General features: G+C 71.9%; 19 protein-coding genes. 13 read left to right on the top strand and 6 right to left on the bottom strand.

Going from position 1 to position 19,321, the window contains the following annotated elements; genetic code table 11:
- Positions 1-36 precede the first annotated feature (36 nt).
- Together A3IC_RS0111475 and A3IC_RS0111470 are read right to left on the bottom strand one after the other, a co-directional pair.
- Entirely contained in the window at positions 37-717 is a 681-nt protein-coding gene (locus A3IC_RS0111475) for a 4'-phosphopantetheinyl transferase superfamily protein (protein ID WP_020550193.1), read from the bottom strand.
- On the bottom strand, positions 714-1,613 hold the full coding sequence (locus tag A3IC_RS0111470) for a metallophosphoesterase family protein (RefSeq protein ID WP_052173407.1): 900 nt from the start codon (positions 1,611-1,613) through the stop codon (positions 714-716). The genes A3IC_RS0111475 and A3IC_RS0111470 overlap by 4 nt, the downstream gene beginning before the upstream one ends.
- A 196-nt stretch (positions 1,614-1,809) precedes the next feature.
- Here A3IC_RS0111470 and A3IC_RS0111465 point away from each other — a divergent pair, with 196 nt between their 5' ends.
- The 7 genes from A3IC_RS0111465 to A3IC_RS0111435 all read left to right on the top strand — a co-directional run bounded on the left by A3IC_RS0111465 (position 1,810) and on the right by A3IC_RS0111435 (position 6,731).
- Positions 1,810-2,592, top strand: a complete 783-nt coding sequence (locus A3IC_RS0111465; protein ID WP_020550191.1) for an AfsR/SARP family transcriptional regulator — start codon at positions 1,810-1,812, stop codon at positions 2,590-2,592.
- Between the two features lie 130 nt (positions 2,593-2,722).
- Positions 2,723-3,493 (top strand): thioesterase II family protein, encoded by a 771-nt coding sequence (locus A3IC_RS0111460; protein ID WP_020550190.1) that lies wholly within the window; start codon positions 2,723-2,725, stop codon positions 3,491-3,493.
- Positions 3,494-3,660: 167 nt separating this feature from the next.
- Entirely contained in the window at positions 3,661-4,629 is a 969-nt protein-coding gene (gene ligD / locus A3IC_RS0111455) for a non-homologous end-joining DNA ligase (RefSeq protein WP_020550189.1), read from the top strand.
- Positions 4,630-4,678: 49 nt separating this feature from the next.
- Positions 4,679-5,017: a hypothetical protein gene (locus tag A3IC_RS0111450; protein ID WP_020550188.1), complete on the top strand. Its 339-nt coding sequence runs from the start codon at positions 4,679-4,681 to the stop codon at positions 5,015-5,017.
- 219 nt (positions 5,018-5,236) lie between these two features.
- Positions 5,237-6,046 (top strand): SGNH/GDSL hydrolase family protein, encoded by an 810-nt coding sequence (locus A3IC_RS0111445; protein ID WP_020550187.1) that lies wholly within the window; start codon positions 5,237-5,239, stop codon positions 6,044-6,046.
- Between the two features lie 152 nt (positions 6,047-6,198).
- Positions 6,199-6,492 carry a hypothetical protein gene (locus A3IC_RS0111440; protein WP_020550186.1) on the top strand — a complete coding sequence of 98 codons (294 nt, stop codon included), beginning with the start codon at positions 6,199-6,201 and terminating at the stop codon, positions 6,490-6,492.
- The gene (locus A3IC_RS0111435; protein WP_020550185.1) at positions 6,489-6,731 is read left to right on the top strand and encodes a hypothetical protein; all 243 of its coding nucleotides are present in this window, start codon (positions 6,489-6,491) and stop codon (positions 6,729-6,731) included. The genes A3IC_RS0111440 and A3IC_RS0111435 overlap by 4 nt, the downstream gene beginning before the upstream one ends.
- Positions 6,732-6,779: 48 nt before the next feature.
- Here the strand turns inward: A3IC_RS0111435 and A3IC_RS0111430 are convergent, their stop codons facing one another.
- Positions 6,780-7,919 carry an acyl-CoA dehydrogenase family protein gene (locus A3IC_RS0111430; protein WP_020550184.1) on the bottom strand — a complete coding sequence of 380 codons (1,140 nt, stop codon included), beginning with the start codon at positions 7,917-7,919 and terminating at the stop codon, positions 6,780-6,782.
- A gap of 103 nt (positions 7,920-8,022) precedes the next feature.
- Positions 8,023-11,529 (bottom strand): indolepyruvate ferredoxin oxidoreductase family protein, encoded by a 3,507-nt coding sequence (locus tag A3IC_RS53790; RefSeq protein ID WP_020550183.1) that lies wholly within the window; start codon positions 11,527-11,529, stop codon positions 8,023-8,025.
- Positions 11,530-11,904: 375 nt separating this feature from the next.
- On the opposite strand from A3IC_RS53790, the gene A3IC_RS0111420 reads away from it, so the two are divergent.
- Positions 11,905-12,813, top strand: a complete 909-nt coding sequence (locus tag A3IC_RS0111420; protein WP_205353502.1) for a GNAT family N-acetyltransferase — start codon at positions 11,905-11,907, stop codon at positions 12,811-12,813.
- On the top strand, positions 12,801-13,343 hold the full coding sequence (locus A3IC_RS62160) for a GNAT family N-acetyltransferase (protein WP_321184043.1): 543 nt from the start codon (positions 12,801-12,803) through the stop codon (positions 13,341-13,343). Before A3IC_RS0111420 ends, A3IC_RS62160 begins: the two co-directional genes overlap by 13 nt.
- 8 nt (positions 13,344-13,351) lie before the next feature.
- Here A3IC_RS62160 and A3IC_RS0111410 read toward each other — a convergent pair whose 3' ends face one another.
- Together A3IC_RS0111410 and A3IC_RS53780 are read right to left on the bottom strand one after the other, a co-directional pair.
- Complete coding sequence (locus A3IC_RS0111410; protein WP_020550180.1) at positions 13,352-13,912, bottom strand: hypothetical protein; 561 nt, start codon at positions 13,910-13,912, stop codon at positions 13,352-13,354.
- 67 nt (positions 13,913-13,979) lie between these two features.
- The gene (locus A3IC_RS53780) at positions 13,980-14,294 is read right to left on the bottom strand and encodes a Rossmann-fold NAD(P)-binding domain-containing protein (protein WP_020550179.1); all 315 of its coding nucleotides are present in this window, start codon (positions 14,292-14,294) and stop codon (positions 13,980-13,982) included.
- 199 nt (positions 14,295-14,493) lie between these two features.
- Here A3IC_RS53780 and A3IC_RS0111400 point away from each other — a divergent pair, with 199 nt between their 5' ends.
- From A3IC_RS0111400 to A3IC_RS0111380, 4 genes are all read left to right on the top strand, one after another.
- On the top strand, positions 14,494-14,754 hold the full coding sequence (locus A3IC_RS0111400; RefSeq protein ID WP_020550178.1) for an HU family DNA-binding protein: 261 nt from the start codon (positions 14,494-14,496) through the stop codon (positions 14,752-14,754).
- Positions 14,755-14,935: 181 nt separating this feature from the next.
- Complete coding sequence (gene glmS, locus A3IC_RS0111390; RefSeq protein ID WP_020550176.1) at positions 14,936-16,759, top strand: glutamine--fructose-6-phosphate transaminase (isomerizing); 1,824 nt, start codon at positions 14,936-14,938, stop codon at positions 16,757-16,759.
- A gap of 298 nt (positions 16,760-17,057) precedes the next feature.
- Positions 17,058-18,746: an AMP-binding protein gene (locus A3IC_RS0111385; RefSeq protein ID WP_040876456.1), complete on the top strand. Its 1,689-nt coding sequence runs from the start codon at positions 17,058-17,060 to the stop codon at positions 18,744-18,746.
- Positions 18,743-19,237, top strand: a complete 495-nt coding sequence (locus A3IC_RS0111380) for an acyl-CoA thioesterase (RefSeq protein WP_020550174.1) — start codon at positions 18,743-18,745, stop codon at positions 19,235-19,237. The genes A3IC_RS0111385 and A3IC_RS0111380 overlap by 4 nt, the downstream gene beginning before the upstream one ends.
- Positions 19,238-19,321 lie beyond the last annotated feature (84 nt).

Here is a 19,321-nt window from a genome sequence, read left to right as displayed (position 1 = left end):
GCGGGCACGCCTCGGGCCGAGCCCCACCCGATCGGCTCAGTCCCGGCGGGCCACCGCGATCGTGGTCAGGGCGATGCCCGCGTCGACCTGCCAGCGCCCGGCGAACCCGTCCAGCGGGCGGTCCTCGATCAACAGCCGGGCGGCGAACGTGCCGGCCGCCGGGTCGAACTCGATCTCCGCCTCGGCGAAGTCCAACCAGCGTTCGGTGAGCGGGAACCACGCCTTGTAGACCGACTCCTTGGCGCTGAACAGCAGCCGGTCCCAGGCGATTTCGGGTCGGCCCGCGGCCAGGTCGGCCAGGTGCTTGCGCTCGGTCTCCGAGGAGACGGTCGTCAATACCCCTTCGGGCAGCGGCAACGCGGGTTCGGCGTCGATGCCCAGAGTCAGCAGCACGGCCCGGTCCGCGACGGCCGCGGCACGGTATCCGGCGCAGTGCGTCATGCTGCCGACCACGCCGGCAGGCCAGCCGGGCGCTCCGCGCAGCCCCGGCAGCAGCGGCGCGGCCGGCACCCCCATCCGGGCCAACGCGCGTCGCGCGCACCTGCGTACGGTGGTGAACTCGCGGCGTCGCTTGTCCACCGCCTTGGTCAGCAGCGCCTCCTCGGCCGGGAACAGCGGCGGCCCGTCGGGGTCGTCGAAGCTTTCCTCGGCGAAGACCTCGGGCGGCAGCACACGGGCGATCATCGAACCTCCGGCGTCGGCTTTCGAGGTGGTCATCGGGCGCCCGCCTGCCGGCCCGGGCGGGCGGTCCCGGCGGACCCGTCGGTCTCGGGGGGCACGATCCGGCGCGGGATCGGCCGCCGCAGCCCGTTCTTGCGCTCGCGCGGGTATCCGAGGGAGACCTCCTCGAAGCGCACCCCGTCGTACCACGTGGTCCGCGGGATGTGCAGGTGGCCGTACACCACGGCGGCGGTGGGGAAGCGGCGATGCCAGTCCGCGGTGAGGTCGGTGCCGCACCACTGGACGAACTCCGGGTACCACATCACGTCCGTGGGCTGCCGGACCAGCGGGAAGTGGTTGACCATCAGCAACGGTGCGGCCGGATCGACGGCCGCCGCGAGCCGGCCCTCGCTGTACGCCACCCGTGCCCGGCACCACTCGCCGCGGCTCGAATAGGGGTCGGGGTGCAGCATGAACTCGTCGCTGCACACCACGCCGGCCTCGTATGCGGCGTCCAGCGCCTCCTGCTGGGTGGCCGCGCCCGGTGGGCGCCAGCTGTAGTCGTAGAGCACGAACAGCGGTGCCACGGTGACCCAACCGCCCGGCCCGTCCCAGACCGCGAACGGATCCTCGGGGGTGAGCACGCCCAACTCCCGGCACATCGCCACCAGATGCCGGTACCTGCGCTCGCCGCGCAGTTGCACCGGGTCGTCCGGCGCCGACCACAACTCGTGGTTGCCGGGCACCCACACCACCTGCGCGAAGCGGTCGGCGAGCATCCGAAGGGTAGCCCGGGTGTCCTCGACGTGCTCGGCCACGTCACCCGCGACGATGATCCAGTCGTCGTCGGTGCCGGGCCGGATGCCGTCGACGAGTGCGCGGTTGGACGGGATCGCGGCGTGGAGGTCGCTGACGGCGTACAACGCGCGCTCGGGCGAACGGGCAGTGCTCATCGATCGACCATAAGCGCGTCGAGGGGTGCTGGGAAGGCAGACGCGGCCGAGAGCGGTTACCGCGTAATTCCCGTGCAAGGTCACGTAGGGGTTGGTGAGGGGTACGCGACGCGCTCGCCATATGCCACCGTCGTCAGTGAGCAAGACCGGACTGCCGGTGAGCATGACCCCGACTGCCAGAGAGAGGGAAGAGCCGTTGCGGTACGAGATTCTCGGCCCCGTGCGGATCGTCGACGGCGCCGAGCCGCGGACGATCGCGGCGCCCAAGCCGGAGACCCTCCTGGCCGCCCTGCTCGCGCGCCGGGGCCAGTTGTTGACGGTCGACCAGATCGTCGCCGAGATCTGGCCCGGTGCCCGACCGCAGCGGGCCAAGTCCACGGTGCACGTGTACGTGTCCCGCCTGCGGGCGATGCTCGGTGCCTCGGGGCCCGCGCGCAGCGGCCCGTTGGCCACGTGTGCCGGCGGGTACGTCCTGCACACGGGACCGGACCGGTTGGACGCGGACGCCTTCCACGGCTTGGTCGACCGGGGCCGGGCCGGTCTGCGGGCCGGGCGTCAGCACGAGGCGGCGGAGACCCTCACGAGCGCGCTGGACCTGTGGCGGGGGCCTGCCTACGCGGGTGTCGCGCACGGCCCGATCGTGCGGGCGCACGCCGCGCGCCTGGAGGCGTCCCGGCTGGAGTGTCTGGAACTGGTGGTCGAGGCCGACCTCGCCCTGGGCCGCTATCGGGAGAGCGTCGCCCGGCTGTACGCGCTGACCGCCGAGTATCCGCTGCACGAGAACTTCGCCCGGCACCTGATGGTCGCGCTGTACCACTGCGGCCGCCGCGGCGACGCGCTCGCGGTGTACCACGGCACCCGCGGCGCACTCCGCGAACTGCTCGGCCTGGAACCCTCCCGGGCGCTGCGCGAGGTCCAGCACGCGGTGCTCACCGGCGTGGAACCACTGGGCGCGCGTACGGACTCGCTGGCCGGCTGAGCACGGTCGCTTCGCCGGCGACGACAGCGGCGACGACAGCGCCGACCAGGACAGCGACCACAGCCACGACCACGGCAGCCACGACCACGGCAGCCACGACCACGGCAGCCAAGATCAAGAAGGGCTCGTCATGACGACCGTCTCCGCCGTATCGGACGCCTGGATCCGCCGATTCCACCCGGCGCCCGATCCGCTCCCGCGCCTGGTCGCCCTGCCGCACGCGGGCGGCTCGGCGAGCTTCTGGTTCCCGCTGTCGGCGGCGCTCAGGGGACGGGCCGAGGTGCTGGGTGTGCAGTATCCCGGCCGCCAGGATCGACGCGCCGAACCGCTGATCGACGACATCGGCACGCTCGCGGACCACATCACCGCCGCCCTGGACCCATGGCTGGACGAGGAGCGCCCGCTGGTCCTGTTCGGTCACAGCATGGGCGCGATCATCGGCTTCGAGGTGGCCCGTCGGCTGCGTGTGCGGCCGGCCGCGCTGATTGCCTCCGGCCGGCGGGCCCCCGACCGGCGGCGCGACGAGCGGCTGCACCTGCTGGACGACGCGGGGCTGGCCGCGGAGCTGCGCTCGATGAGCGGCACGGACGCGAGCCTGCTCGGGAACGAGGAGGTGTTGCAGATGGTGCTGCCCGCGCTGCGTGCCGACTACCGCGCGATCGAGACGTACACCTGCACGCCCGCCGCGCCGTTGCAGTGCCCGATCACCGTCCTGACCGGCGACACCGATCCGAAGGTCACCCTGGACGAGGCGATGTCCTGGCGCGACCACACGAACGGCACGTTCGCCCTGCACAGCTTTTCCGGTGGCCACTTCTATCTGACCGACCACCAGGCGGCGGTCACGGCACGCATCGCCGAGGTGATCTCGGCGACCGCGGACCGGCCGCGGACCCGCTGAGCGGCCGGGCGCCGGGTACGACGGCGCCGCGCTCGCTCGAATGGCTCCCGGCGTCGGCGGGGCGTCGGTCCGGGACGAGCGGGTCGCGAGCTTCGGATCGAACAGGCGTACGAATCCCGGCGGGGGCTCCGCCGGCGGCTCCGGGATGCCCCGCCGATGATCGAGGCATGGCCGGTCAGGATCAAGTTCACGCGGTGTTGCCCGAGATCGAGCCGATGCTGGCCACCGAGGCGCCGTTGCCGGGCGAGGGATACGACCTCGACTGGGGTTTCGAGATCCAGTGGGACGGCGCCCGTACCGTGGCGTACTGTGCGGGCGACCGGACCGTACGGCTGGTGTCCGGCGAGGGTACCGACGTCACCCGCACCTACCCCGAGCTGGCCGGGCTGGGCGAACAGCACGGGCAGCGGCAGGCGGTGCTCGACGGCGAGCTCGTGGTCCTCGACGACCGGGGACGGCCCGACGGCGAACTGCTCCGGCAGCGGATGGGCGTGGTCAACCCGCGCAAGGTGGCCCGGCTGACCATGGACGCGCCGGTACACCTGATGCTCTTCGACGTGATGTATCTGGACGGCCGGTCGCTGCTGTCGACCCCCTACCGCGAGCGCCGGATGTTGCTGGCCGGCCTCGACCTCGCCGGTCCCCGGTGGTCGACGCCCGAGTGGACCGATGGCGACATGCAACTCGCCTGGGCGACGAGCCTGCGCAACGGCTACGAGGGCATCGTCGCCAAGCGCCTGTCCTCGGACTATCAGCCCGGACGGCGCTCACCGGACTGGATCAAGGCCAAGCACATCGAGACGCACGACGTGGTCATCGGCGGCTGGGTCGAGGGCCGAGGCGAGTTGCGCGGTCTCCCGGGCAGCCTGCTCGTGGGTGTCGACGCACCGGACGGGCTGCGCTTCGCCGGCACCGTGGAGTACGGCCTGACCGCCGCCGAACGCGGCGAACTCGGCGAATACCTGGGCGCGCTCTCCCGTCCCGACACACCCTTCGCCGACTTCGTGGACGTCCCCGGCGCCCAGTGGGTCCACCCCCGCCTGGTCGCCGAGGTCACCGTCTCCGGCCGGACCACGACCGGACGACTCCGCAACCCCACCTGGCAACGCCTGCGCCCGGACCTGACGCGCCGCTGAGCAGCCCCGCGGCCGGGTCGCCGCAGGGGTTCGACGGACCGTGGAAGTAGTGGCCCTCGTCGAGGTCGTCGACCAGGCCGGGGCCGGTCGGCCGCCGGTTCGGCGGTTCGCGGGTGAGCGCGCTGGAAGTGGGGACGTCGGCCGCGAAGAAGGCGCTCAGCCGGCCGAAGTGCTCGGCGGCCCGCTCGGGCGCGATGGCCGCCGTCGGGACGTCGAGGTGTCGGCCGATCAGCTCGGCGATGCGCCGGATCGGGACACCCCCCTCGGCGACCCCGTGCAGGATCGAGCCCGCCGGGGCCTGTTCCGGCGCCGATCCGGCGAGCGCGACCCGGCGGCGGTCGTCCGGGAGTCGCTCGCCGAACTCAAGGCCGTGATCGCGGGCGGGTGATCGTCCGCCGCCAGGCTGAAACCCGCCTATACAGCGGTGATTCGGGCGCGGGACGATGAGTCTCCACATCGAGTGCCAAGGGCGACGACTGCGGAAGAGCCGGACGTCCAACGGGCGTTCCGCCTCGTGCGGTTCGACGGGTCAACGGATTCGGGTGCAGCAGCGCAATGCCCGTCGACGCCTCCGACGACGTCCCCACGTCCGCCGAGGAGACCATTCGTGTTCTCGCTGCCCCGCACCCTGTCCGCGACAGCCGTCGCCGTCACCGTCATCGCCGGCACCGCGCTCGTCGCGCCGACCGCCCGCGCCGCCTCCGCCACGAACTACGCGGCGCTGGGCGACTCGTACAGCGCCGGCGTCGGCGCCGGCAACTACCTCTCCGACAGCGGCGCCTGCAAGCGCAGCGCCAACGCCTATCCGGCCCTGTGGAACCGCAGCCACCCCGGCGGCTTCGCCTTCGTGGCCTGTTCCGGAGCCAAGACCGCCGACGTGCGCGCCGGCCAACTCTCCGTGCTGAACTCCGCGACCTCGCTGGTGACCATCAGCATCGGCGGCAACGACGCCGGTTTCGTCGACACCATCAAGACCTGCGTACTCGCCTCCGACAACGACTGCTCGATCGCCGTCGCCAAGGCCAAGACCTACGCCACCGACAAACTTCCCGCCGACCTCGACGCCACCTACACGCAGATCCGCAACCGCGCGCCCAACGCCCGCCTGGTCGTGCTCGGTTACCCACGCCTGTTCGAACTCGGCTCGTGCTTCCTGGGCCTGAGCAAGTTCAAGCGCACCATCCTCGACCAGGCCGCCGACACGCTGGCCGACATCACCAGGCAGCGCGCCGGCGCCGCGCACGCCGACTTCGCCGACGTCCGCACCCGCTTCGCCGGACACGGCGTCTGCGCGTCCAACGCCTGGATCCACGGCGTCACGCTGCCCGTGGACGAGTCGTACCACCCCACGAGCAGCGGACAGAGCCAGGGCTACCTCCCCGAACTCCAAGCCGTCACCGGGATCCGGGTCGGCTGACCGGAAGTCCTCAGGACCGCCGCGACCTCCCCCGATCGTCGATGCGATCGGGGGAGGCTTGCGCCCGAAAGCGGGCGGCGCACACCCGGTCGCGTACGCCGCCCGTGTGCGCCGGCTACCGGTCGCCGGTGCCGTGGTGCCACGCTGTCGGCATGGACGACGACCTTCGCGACCCCGACCGGCCCACGATCACGACCACGATCGACGGCCGACCTGCCGAGCTCCCCGGCACTCTCAACGACATCCGCGCCGCCCTCCCCGAGGACCAGCGCGCCGAGTTCGATCGCGAGATCGGCGACGCGCCCCTGCGACTGGTCGCCGCCATCGCCGTGCACTGGGCAATCCCTCCCGAGGAGCGCGCCCGTATCGAAGCCGACGCCGACCGCATCCGGTCCGGCGACCTCACCGGCGTCGTGGACGTTCACGGAAACCCGGTGCAGCCATGAGCAGCTACTACGTGCAGTACTCCGACCGCGCCCGCAACGAGTACAACGCCATGCCCGCCGCGCTACGTCGTAGCTTCGATGCCGCCGTCAACGACATGGCCCGCGACCCCTATGCCCACGGCGCCCCCATCCGAGGCGACAAGGACCGCCGCTCGGCGAGCCTCGCGGGCGTGATCACCGAATACGAGGTCAGCAGCGGCGTGTTGGTGGTGACCATGCTCAAAGTCGTCGCGCTCTGACCCGGACCACGTGATCGCCGGCCGCGCCCGGTGACCCGCAGACTCCGCTCAGCGAGCGAACTGGCGGGCGATCACCATGCGTTGGATCTGGTTGGTGCCCTCGAAGATCTGCATGACCTTGGCCTCGCGCATGTAGCGCTCGACCGGGAATTCACGGGTGTAGCCGCAACCGCCGAAGACCTGGACCGCGTCCGTGGTGACCTTCATCGCCGCATCGGTGGCGATCAACTTCGCCACGCTGGCCTGCCGGCTGTACGGCCGGCCCAGGTCGCGGCGGCGGGCCGCGTCCAGGTAGGTGGCGCGTGCGGAGTCGACGGCGGCGGCCATGTCCGCCAACAGGAAGCCCAGGCCCTGGTGGTCCACGATCCGGCGGCCGAACGCGGTGCGTTCGTTCGCGTACTCCACCGCCGCGTCCAACGCGGCCTGGGCCAGGCCCGTCGCACACGCCGCGATGCCCAGCCGGCCCGAGTCCAGCGCGCTCAACGCGATGGCCAGACCCTGCCCCTCCGCGCCGATCAGCCGATCCTGCTCCAGGACCGCGCCGTCCCAGAACGCGCTGGTCGTGGGCACCGCGTTGAGGCCCATCTTCTCCTCGGGCCGGCCGAAGGCCAGCCCCTCGGCAGCACCGGGCGCCAGGAAGCACGAGATGCCCCGACTGCCCTCGCCGGTACGGGCGAACAGGGCGTAGAAGTCCGCCTTGCCGCCGTGCGTGATCCACGCCTTGGTGCCGTTGATCCGGTAGCCGTCGGCGACCGGGCGCGCCTTGCAGATGATCGCCGCCGCGTCCGAGCCCGCGTGCGGTTCGGACAGGCTGTAGCCGCCGATCAGCCGACCCTCCAGCATCCGCGGCAACCACCGCTCGCGCTGGGCGGGCGAACCGTAGGTGGCCACCGGGAAGCAGGCCAGCGTGTGCACGCTGGTGGCGACCGCCACCGCCGCCCAGCGCGCCGCGAGTTCCTCCAGCACCTGGAGGTAGACCTCGTACGGCTGACCGCCGCCGCCGTCCTCCTCCGGATACGGCAGACCCAGCAGGCCCACCTCGCCCAGGACGCCGAACAACCCTTCCGGGTAGGACTCCGCGCGTTCGTGTCGGGCGGCCACGGGCGCGAGTTCGCGGTCGGCGACGGTACGGGTGAGATCGAGCAGGTCCTCGGCGTCCCGAGTGGGCAGGAGGCGGTCGACGGTCACGGCTGCTCCGGAGGTCGGGGGCGGCGGGGGGATGAGGGGGTGTGAGAAGTCGGCCGGCCCGGCCCGGATCGGGCGGGCCGGCCGGAGCGAACGAGCCGGCGGGTCAGCCGGCCGCGACGAGCTCGGTGTCCGAGGCGTCCGAGGAGCCCGAGGTGTCCGCGACCGCCGCGGGTGCGGTCAACGCGGCCAGCGCGGTCCGCGCCGCCGTGCGGTATTCGGCGACCCGGGCGAGCTTGATCTCCTCGTAGCCGCGGATCGTCTCCGGCAGCGCCACCAATTCGACCACCGCGTCGACGTTGGTCGCGGACAGCTCGCGCAGCGCCGTGCGGACCAGGCCCCGGTACTGCGGCACCAGTTCGCGCTCCACCCGACGCACCTCGGCGTAGCCGAACAGGTCCCAGCGGGTCCCGCGCAGGCCGCGCGCCGCGCGCAGCGCCCGAAAGGCCGGACCGGCCGTGCGGCGCAGTCGGATCTTGCGGTTCACTCCCAGGTAGCGCAGCACCGGCGGGTGCAGCAGCACCGAGACCGCCGCGTCCGGACCGAACTCCGCGTCTCGCCGGGCCTGTTCCACCGGGTCCAGGTGCAGGCGGGCCACCTCGTACTCGTCCTTGTACGCCATCAGGTGGTGCAGCGCCTTCGCATAGGCCACCGCGACCCGCTCGCCGGCCGCCGCGCCCGCCCGCTCGACCGCCAGGGTCCGGATGGCGCGCACGTCGTCGGCGTACCGGCGGGCGTAGGTCGTGTCCTGGTAGCCGGTCAGGTCGGCGATCCGAGTGCCCAGCACCTCGCGCAGCTCCGCGTCGCCGCCCGTGCCGTCGGCCAGCGCGATCGAGGCCGCGTCGACCTCGACCACCGCGCGCGGCGGCGCCGCGACGGCGGCGGCCAGTACCGCGGCCGGGTCCACGGCCATCGCCCGACCCCAGCGGAACGCCGCCAGGTTCTTGGCCACGGCCGCGCCGTTGAGGGTGATCGCCTGCTCGATCGCGTCCGCGCTCAGCGGCAGGCAGCCGTGCTGGAACGCGGCGCCGATCAGGATCATGTTGGCCGGCATGTGGTCGGCGAACAGCGCCTCGGACAGGCCCAGGGCGTCCAGGTACAGGTTGTCGGCCCGCCGGGTGGCCGCGTCGATCCGCTCCAGCGTCTCGGTCGGCGAACCGGGCAGCGCGATCTGGTTGGTGACCATCGCGGCGGTCGGCACGATCGCGGTGTTGACCACGGCGATCGTGCGCTCCGGGTCGGCGGTGGCCAGGTTGCTCGCCGCCGCGGTGCCGAGCAGGTCGAAGCCGATCAGCACGTCGGCGCCGGCCCGCGAGGCGCGCAGGGCGCCGTCGATCGGCCGGTTCGAGATGCGCAGGTCGGACACCACCGGGCCGCCCTTCTGGGCCAGACCGGTCTGCTCCAGGCCGGCCGCGTGCAGCCCGTCCAGGTGCGCGGCCATCTGGAGGATCGAGGACACCGTCACCACGCCGGTGCCGCCGATGCCGGGCATCCGCACAAGCAGGTCGGCGTCGGCGAACCGGGGTTGCGGCAGGCCCGGTTCGAGGGGCAGGTCGGGTATCTCCCGGGCCTTGCGGGTGCCCGGCTCGACCAGCAGGAAGGACGGGCAGTCACCCTTCAGGCAGCTGAAGTCCGAGTTGCACGAGCCCTGGTGGATGTGCGTCTTGCGGCCGAACTCGGTGTCCACGGGCTGCACCGACAGGCACGTGGACTTGTCGCCGCAGTCCCCGCAGCCCTCGCAGACCCGCTCGTTGATCACCACCTTCTCGGCCGGCGTCGGCAACTGCCCACGCTTGCGCAGTCGGCGCTCCTCGGCCGCGCAGCGGTCGTCGTGGATCAGCACGGTGACCCCGTCGAGCGCGGCCAACTCGACCTCGGCCGCCGAGAGTTCGTCGCGGTGTCGGACACTGGCGATCGGGTCGAGCCGAACCCCGCGGTAGCTGCGCGGGTCGTCGGTGGTGACCACCACCCGGCGCACCCCCTCGACCGCGAGCAAGCGGGTCAACGCCGGTACGTCCAGGCGCCCTTCGGCCTTTTGGCCGCCGGTCATCGCGACCGCGTCGTTGTACAGCAGCTTGTAGGTCATCTTGGCGCCGGCCGCGACGGCGGCCCGGATCGCCAGCGAGCCCGAGTGATGGAAGGTGCCGTCGCCGAGGTTCTGTACGAAGTGTTTGTCGTCGGTGAACGGCATCAGGCCGATCCACTGCGCGCCCTCGCCGCCCATCTGGGTCAGTCCGAGCTGATGCCCTCGGCCCTTGCCGTCCAGTGCGATCATCACGTGGCAGCCGATGCCGACGCCGACCAGGGTGTCGTCGGCGGTGCGGGTGGACGCGTTGTGCGGACAGCCGGAACAAAAGTACGGGGTCCGCGAGGCCAGCATCGGCAGCGCGATCCGCGACGGGCGCTTGGGCGCGAGCGTGGCCAGGTACGCGGTCGCGGACGCGGGCAGGTTGTCGGTGCCGATCCGGGCGGCGACGGCGCGGGCCACGTCGTCCGCGCCGAGTGTGCCGCGCGCGGTGAGCAGCGGGCGGCCGGTGTCGTCACGGCGACCGACGACGCGCGGCGCGTCCGGCCGGCGGTACAGCGCCTCCTTGAGGCGGGCCTCCAGGAACGGAACCTTGTCCTCGACCACCAGGACCTCGTCCAAGCCGGCGGTGAGTTCGGCCAGTTCGGCGTCGTCCAGCGGGAACGGCATGCCGATGCGGATCAACCGCACGCCGAGCGCGTCGTCGGAGTCCAGGCCGAGGTCGGCGAGTGCGCGGCGGACCACCGAGAACGACACGCCCGCGGCGAGGATGCCCAGGCGGGCGCCCGGGGCGTCGTGCACGATCCGGTTGAGGCGGTGCTCGCGGGCGTACGCGCGGGCCAGGTCGAGCCGCCGGGTGATCAGGTCGTGCTCGGCGTCGAGCGCCGCCGGGCCGACCAGCGTGGGCAGCGTGCCGCGCTTGGTCGCCACCGGGACCGGGATGTCCTTGCCCCACTCGGACACGTCCACCGTGGTCGACGCGTCGGCGATGTCGGCGACGATCTTCAGGCCGGTCCACAGGCCGCAGGCGCGAGACATGGCGACCGCGTGCAGGCCGAACTCGACGATCTCGCCGACCGTTCCGGGCGCGAGCAGCGGCATCGACAGGCTTTCCATCATCGGCTCGCACGAGCTGGGCACGGTCGACGACTTGCTGCCCGGGTCGTCGCCGATCCACGCGACCGCGCCGCCGAGCGGGGCGGTACCGGCCATCGTCGCGTGCCGGATGGCGTCCGCGGCCCGGTCCAGGCCCGGGTTCTTGCCGTACCAGAAGCCGGTCACCCCGGCGTACCGCGCGCCCGGGGTCTGGTCCACCAACTGGGTCCCGGCGACGGCGGTCGCGGCCAGTTCCTCGTTCAGCCCCGCCTGGAACACCACACCGGCCGGGTCCAGGAATCGCTTGGCGCGGCCCATCTCCAGGTCCACACCACCGAGCGGCGAACCCTGGTACCCGCTGACGAAGATTCGGGTGTTCAGTCCGCGCTCGGTGTCCAGCCGGCGCTGCTCCAGGGTCAGCCGGATCAGCGCCTGCACACCCGAGATCAGCACGCGGCCCTGCTCGGCGGCGTACTTGTCGTCCAAGGACACGGAGGCCGCGGCGGGCGATGCGGGGGGCGGCGATGCGGGAGCCGGAAGCGAAGGCGAAGCCTGATCTGTGCGCACGGAAGCCTCCGTCGAAGCCCCATGGGGTGGGGGCGGATGGGTGGGGGCGGGGTTCGGCAAGCACACCAACGGCGCCGTCAGGACGCAAGTACCTTGCGAGATATCGGGGAAAAGACGCAAAGATCTTGCTGATGCACGCGACAGAGGTGACTTAGTTTGCGCGCAAAGTGGTTACCGATGAGTTGTGTATCGGTGCGCGTCGTTCGGACCGGGTGCTCTCGGGGTAGCCGAGGCCCCGGTGGGCCCGGCGAGAATCGCACACATCGTGGGGCGGGCCGAGTGAAGGGCGGTGCGGACGAAATGGACGATTCGAAGGCACGAGGGCGGGGCGACACGCAGGCACGGGCGCGGACCACGCGGCCGCAGCCGGATACCCAGCCGGAGACGCAGCCGGATACGCAGACACCCGCGCGGGCACGCGCGCAGGACGTGGAGGTGCGGGAACTGCGTACGCTCGGCGAGTTTCGCGACGTCGAGCACCTGTACGGCGGTATCTGGCCACCCGTGCCGGGCCAGGGGCCGCCGGTGGGCATCGAACTGCTGCGGGCCTTCGCGCATGCCGGGAACTACGTCGCCGGGGCCTATCGGGACGGCGTGCTGGTCGGCGCGGCGGTCGCGTTCTTCGGCGCGCCGATCGGCGAGACGTTGCACTCGCATGTCACCGGTGCGCTGACCGGGAGCGGGGTGGGCTTCGCGCTCAAGACGCACCAGCGGGAGTGGGCGCTCGCACGCGGGCTGCGCCGGATCACCTGGACGTACGATCCGCTGGTCCGCCGCAACGCCCACTTCAACCTGGCCAAGCTGGGCGCGCGACCCGTGGAGTACCTGCCGAATTTCTACGGCGACATGGTGGACACCGTCAACAGCGGGGATGCGAGTGACCGGGTCCTGGTGGTCTGGGAGTTGAACGACCCGAGGGTACGGGCGGCCGTGCGGCGCGAGTGGATGCCGATCGAGCCGCCCGCGGATGCCGTGTCGGCGCTGACGGTGCGGGACGGGTGGCCGGTGGTCGGGGACACCCGGGCCGACGTCGTGCTGGTCGCGGTGCCGGCTGACATCGAGGCCATGCGCCGTACGGACCCCGAGGCGGCCCGATCCTGGCGGGCGGCAGCGCGCGAGGTGCTGGGCGGTCTGCTCGACGAGGGCGCCACGGTCCTGGGCTTCGACCGGGAGGCGGGATACCTGGTGTCGCGGGGGTGGGTCGGGTGAGGCCACCGCGAACCCTCGTCGTTCGGAGCGTGCGGGCCACCGATCTCGACGCGTGCGCGGCGTTGCTCGCGCTGCACGACGGTGGTCCCGCGGGCGCCGAACCCGACCTTCGGGCGCGCGTCAGGGCATGGTTCGACCGTCCGGACGGCTGCTTTCTGGTCGCGACGCAGACCTCGGACCCCGCCGACCCGGTGGTCGGCTACGCCCGCGCGGTACACCTCGATCCGTCACCGACGGCCCCCATCGGCTACTACCTGGCCGGAATAGTGGTCGCCCCCACCGCCCGCCGCACCGGCCTGGGCCTGTGCCTGACCCGGGCCCGCCTCGCCTGGATCGCCGAACGTGCGGATTCCGCCTGGTACTTCACCAACGCCCACAACACCGCCTCGCTGCGCCTGCACGAATCCCTGGGCTTCCACGAGGAATCCCGCGACTTCGCCATCCCGGGCGTCACCTTCGCCGGCGGTCGAGGCGTCCTGGCTCACCTCACCCTCGACGACTCCACGTGCCCGACCGCGAACCGACGGTAGCCCGCGCGTCATGCGCCGGGTGCGGGTCCGAGGACCGGGGCGAAGGTCCAGGCCGGGTGTTGTTTGGTGAGGTAGGGGAGGTGGGTGGTCCAGTCGGTGGGGGTGAGGGGTCGGGCCGGGGGTATGGCGACGGTCTCGGTGCGGTCGATGGAGAAGCCCCAGGAGAAGCCGACGAGTGGGATGACGTGCGGTTCGATGCTCTCGGCCATCGGAGTCCAGGCCAGGAAGGTGTGGGCGAGCCAGGTCATCGGGACGCGGGTGTGCCGGGCCGGCGAGTCGAAGAGGGTTGGTGTGACGCCGAAGTAGCAGTAGGGCGACCCGGTGTCGGTGAAGAGCGAGAAGGGGTCCATCTCGAACTCCGCGCCCGCCGACGCGCCGTCGGTGGAGCGGACCAGTTGCACCCACCCGAACAGCGCGCCGTAGCCGCGGGCGGGGTAGTCGATCCGCGCGGTGAGACACGGGAAGTCCCGGGCCTCGGCGGTCTGTCCGATCGCCGACGGGTCTTCGACGCGCTCGACGATCACCTGGATCGAACCGGTCTTACCTTCGCGTACGAACGGGAGGATCATCCCCTCAACCTGCCCGCGCGCCCGCCCCGCGACAAGGTCGGAAGTGGCCGGCGTGTGGCCGTGGCGCTCAGCGTGTGAGCGTGACGGCGATCGTCTCCGCGAGGGGAGTGGTCGGGCGGCCGAGCAGGCGGGACAAGTGGCCTGTGGTGGTGCCGAGTTCGCCGCGTCCGATGGCTGCCTCGGTGTCCTCGAATACGGGGACCATGAACTCGGGCAGGCCGCCGGCGAGGAGGGCTCGGCCGTACTCGGCGGCGGGCAGCCGTCGGTAGGTGATGGGCGTGCCGGATTGCCGGGTCACCTCGTCGGCGTACTCGGCCGGGGTCCAGGCGGTGTCGCCGGCGAGTTCCCAGGTCGTGTGTTCGTGGCCCGTGCTGGCCGGCACGATTGCGGCGGCCTCGGCGTAGTCCGCGCGCGGGGCGGTGGCGAGTGGGCTGTCCGGGGCAGCGCTGCCCAGGATCGTGCCGGTGGCCAGGACGCCGGGGAGTTGGGCCGATCGTCCGTCTGAGTGTTGTCCGGCCGGAATCTGCCCGAAATCGGGCAGATTCTTGCCGTCGGTACGAGGTGGAGGTCAGGATCGTGGGGTGGCTGACGGCGAGTTGGTGGAGCGGATCGCGGCGACGACCGGCCTGGCGCCTGCCGAGGCCGAGCGGATCGTCGAGGACGTGCTGGCGTGGTACCGCGAGCCGGTCGAGGAGTACGTCCGGCGGCGGCATCGGCACCACAAGGTCTACGGCAAGCGCAACGCGCAGATCTATCGCCTGATCGCCGCCGAACTGAACGAACGCCTCGTCGCGCCACCGAAGTTGACCGAACGCCAACTGCGGCGCGTCATCTACGGCTGAGCCGATCGGGCCGGCCCGTGGCCGGTTGCGGTCGGCGGGCCGCGATCGAGGTGGCCGGCTGCGCGCGTCGAGGCGGTGCCCATCGAACCGCGTCGGTCGAAGTCGTGCCCGCCGGACCGGCCGCGGAAGCCGTCGGCGCGAGTGAACATGTCGACCCGCCAGGAGCAAGGAGCGCAGCATCATGTGCGGAATCGTGGGCTACATCGGCGCGCAGCAGGCCGCCCCCATCCTGCTCGAAGGTCTGAGCCGACTGGAGTACCGAGGCTACGACTCGGCCGGCATCGCGGTGTCGGGCGCGCGCGGTGCGGCCAAGGTGTTCCGGCGGGTGGGCCGGGTGCAGGCGCTGGCCGCCGCCGTGCCGGCCAAGACCTCGGGGCGGGTCGGCATCGGGCACACCCGTTGGGCCACCCACGGCGCACCCTCGGAGGCCAACGCGCATCCGCACGCGTCGTCGGACGGCCGGATCCAGGTCGTCCACAACGGCATCATCGACAACGCGGCCGCGCTGCGGGCCAGGCTCACGGCCGAGGGGGTCGAACTGGCCTCGGAGACCGACACCGAGGCGCTCGCACACCTGATCGCCCGCTCGACGGAGGACACGCTCGAGGCCGCGGTGGTGTCCACGCTCGCCCAGGTGACCGGTACGTACGCGATCGCCGTCGTGGACGCGGCGAATCCGGACCGGATCGTGGTGGCCCGGCACGGGTCGCCGCTGGTGATCGGGGTCGGCGAGCGGGAGATGTTCGTCGCGAGCGACGTCTCGGCGCTGGTGCGGCACACCAGTTCGGTCGTGCACCTGGAGGACGGTGAGCTGGCCACGGTCACCGCGACCGGCTTTCGTACCTTCACCCGGGAGCACCAGGACGTCACCAAGACGCCGACCACCGTCGAACTCACCGTCGAGGAACTCGAACTCGCGGGCCACGAGCACTTCATGCACAAGGAGATCCACGAACAGCCCTCCTCCGTCGAGCGCATGCTGGGCGGGCGCCTCGACGACCGGTTCGGTTCGGCTCGGCTGGACGGTCTTCGGATGGAGCTGCGCGAGCTGCGCGGGTTCCGTCGGGTGAAGATCCTCGGGTGTGGATCGGCGTACTACGTGGGCCAGTTGGGGGCCGGGCTGATCGAGGACCTGGCCCGGGTGCCGGCCGACGCCGAACCGGCCTCGGAGTTTCGCTATCGCAATCCGGTGATCGAGCCGGACACGTTGTACGTCGCGGTCAGCCAGTCCGGCGAGACCGCCGACACGCTGTTCGCGGTGCGCGAGATCCAGCGCAAGGGCGGTCGGGTGGTCGGCCTGGTCAACGTGGTCGGCTCGTCCATCGCTCGCCAGTGCGACGGTGGCATCTACCTGCACGCGGGACCGGAGGTCTCGGTCGCCTCGACCAAGGCGTTGACCCACATGTCGGTGGGCTTCGCGCTGCTGGCGCTGGCGCTGGGCCGGGTGCACGACCTGTCGCACGCGGACGGCGCGCGGATCCTGGCCGGCCTCCAGGCGCTGCCGGGTCGGATCGCCGAGATCCTGGCGGACGAGCAGTTGATCGCCGACGCGGGTCGGCGGCTCGCGGACGCGCGCAGCCTGTTCTTCATCGGCCGGGTACGGGGCTATCCGGTCGCGCGGGAGGCGGCGCAGAAGTTCAAGGAGATCACCTACCGGCACGCCGAGGCGTACCCCAGCAGCGAACTCAAGCACGGTCCGCTCGCGCTGATCGACGCGGACCTGCCGACGGTGGCGATCATTCCGGACGACGACCTGGTCGGCCGCAACCTCGCGGCGGCACACGAGATCCGGGCGCGGGGCGGTCGGCTGACCGTGATCACCCACAAGGGTGTGGACCTGGGCGACCTCGACGCCGACCGCATCGACGTCCCGCGCAGCGAACCCGAACTCGACCCGATCCTCCTCACCATCCCCACCCAACTCCTCGCCTACCACGCGGCCCGCACTCTCGGCGAAGACATCGACCGCCCCCGAAACCTCGCCAAGTCGGTGACGGTCGAGTAGTGCGAACGCGGGCCCGCGCTCGGGTCCGCACATGGGTCGAGCCCGTCTCCAGGGCAGTCGGAGACGGGCTCGACCCATGTCCGGTGCACGTCGGCGACTCGCCCGAGGAGAACCCCACCCGGCCGTCCCCGCGCTGCATCCCCCGAGGTCGCCGCGCCGTGTTTGCGTGGATTGTAGGTATCCCGGGCATGCGCACGGGGTTGTTGCCCGTAAATCTATCGCGTTACATTGACTGTCGTCAGGATTGGTAGATACTGGCTCCGCGACTCCCGCTGACACCAGGATGAGGTGCGCGCACATGGAGCTGTTTCCTTCTGCTCACGTCGACACGTTTTGTCGTGATCGACTGCCACCGGCCGAGTTGTGGCCCGAACTGCGTTTTGAACTACCGGAATTGCGTTATCCGACTCGGCTCAACTGTGCTCGGGTCCTGTTGGACGACACCGTGGCGCGGCTCGGACCCGATCGGCGGTGTCTGGTCACGCTGGACGACCAGTGGACCTACGGTGACCTGCTGCTTCGGGCGAATCAGGTGGCCCGGGTGCTGACCGAGGACCTCGGAGTGGTCCCCGGCAACCGGGTCCTGTTGCGCGGCCCCAACAACCCGTGGCTGGTCGCCTGCTGGTTCGGCGTGCTCAAGGCGGGCGGCGTCGTGGTCACCACGATGCCGCTGCTGCGCGCGCACGAGCTGACCACGCTGTGCGAGATCGGCACACCCACGGTCGCGCTGTGCGACCACCGGTTCATGGACGAGTTGGCGGCGGCCCGAGTGCCCGGGTTGACCACCGTGGCCTACGGCGGCGACGCGGCGACCGACCTGACCGGCCGCTGTGCGCAAAAGAGCGGCGAGTTCGAGGCGGTGGACACCTCGGCCGACGACGTCGCGCTGATCGCGTTCACGTCCGGGACCACCGGTCGGCCCAAGGCCACCATGCACTTCCATCGGGACGTGCTGGCCAACTCCGACACCTTCGCCCGGCACATCCTCAAGCCCACTGCGGACGACCTGTTCGCGGGCACGCCGCCGCTGGGCTTCACCTTCGGCCTCGGCGGCCTCGTGGTCTTCCCGCTGCACGTGGGCGCGGCCAGCCTGCTGCTCGAACACGCCACGCCGGAGCGGCTGGCCCGGATCGTCGCCGAGTACGGCGTCACCGTGCTGTTCACCGCGCCCACCGCGTACCGGGCGATCATGGGGGCCGGCCTCGCCGACCTGCTCAAGGGCGTCCGGCGGTGCGTGTCGGCGGGTGAGGCCCTGCCCGCGCAGACCTGGCACGACCTGCACGCGGCGACCGGGATCGAGCTGATCGACGGAATCGGCGCGACCGAGTTGCTGCACGTCTTCGTCTCCGCCGCCGACCAGGACATCCGTCCCGGCGCGACCGGTCGCGCGGTACCCGGCTTCGAGGCCGTGGTGCTCGACGCCGACGGCCGGCGGGTCCCGGACGGTACGCCCGGGCAACTCGCGGTCAAGGGCCCGACCGGCTGCCGATACCTCGACGACCCGCGCCAGGCCAGCTATGTGCGGGACGGCTGGAACATCACGGGCGACACCTACATCCGCGACGCCGACGGCTACCTCTGGTACCAGGCCCGCAGCGACGACATGATCGTCTCGTCCGGCTACAACATTGCCGGCCCCGAGGTCGAACTCGCCCTGGCCGCACACCCGGACGTCGCCGAGTGCGGCGTGGTCGGCGCGCCCGACCCCAGACGCGGCCTGATCGTCAAGGCGTACGTGGTGCTGCGCGAGGGGGTGCCCGCCGACGCGGACACCGCCGGCCGCATCCAGACCTTCGTCAAGCAGGCCATCGCGCCGTACAAGTACCCGCGCGCCGTCGAGTTCGTGGCCGCCCTCCCGCGTACCGGCAACGGCAAGCTGCGGCGCGGTGAACTGCGCGCCTGGGCCCAGGCCGGCGCGCCACCGGCTCCGGCCGGGCCGATACCGCCGGCCGCAACCTCGAACTCCCTTGCCCCGGAGCCCTCGTGAAAGGCAACGAGATGCAGGAATCCCGCCCGACCCGAACCGACCCGGTCGACCCGGCCGAGGACTCGGCGGATGCGGCGACGCTGCCCTCCGTGGTGATCGAGCGCCGGGTCGAATGGCAGGACACCGACGCCGCCGGCCACTACCACTACTCGTCCGTGCAGCGCTGGGTCGAGGCGGCCGAGGCGGTGCTGCTGCGCCGGCTGGGTGTGGCCGAACTGTTCGGCCGGATCCCGCGGGTGCACTTCGAGGCGGACTACCGCGAGCGCCTGTGGTTCGGCGAATCCGTGCACGCCGCGCTGCGGGTCGTCCGGGTGGGCGCAAGCTCGCTGCACTACGCGTTCGAGGTGCGCGGCACCCAGGGCGTGGCCGCGACCGGGCGGCTGTCCGTGGTGCACTGCCCGCCGGACGCGAAGGGCGCCTCGCCCTGGCCGGACGAGATCCGGGCCGCGCTGTCCCGGGGCGGCCCGCAACGGCCGGAGTCGTACGCCTGACCGCACGCCGGTACGAGGGCTCGGGCGCCGCGCCGGCGACCTCGGTGCGCCGGCGGATATCGCGCCCTGTTGACGATCGTGGAA

Origin of the sequence: Embleya scabrispora DSM 41855, assembly GCF_000372745.1 — a bacterium.
Taxonomy (GTDB): Bacteria; Actinomycetota; Actinomycetes; order Streptomycetales; family Streptomycetaceae; genus Embleya; species Embleya scabrispora.
The sequence above is the reverse complement of the archived record's forward strand: the minus strand, read 5'-3'. Positions and strand labels throughout refer to the sequence as shown.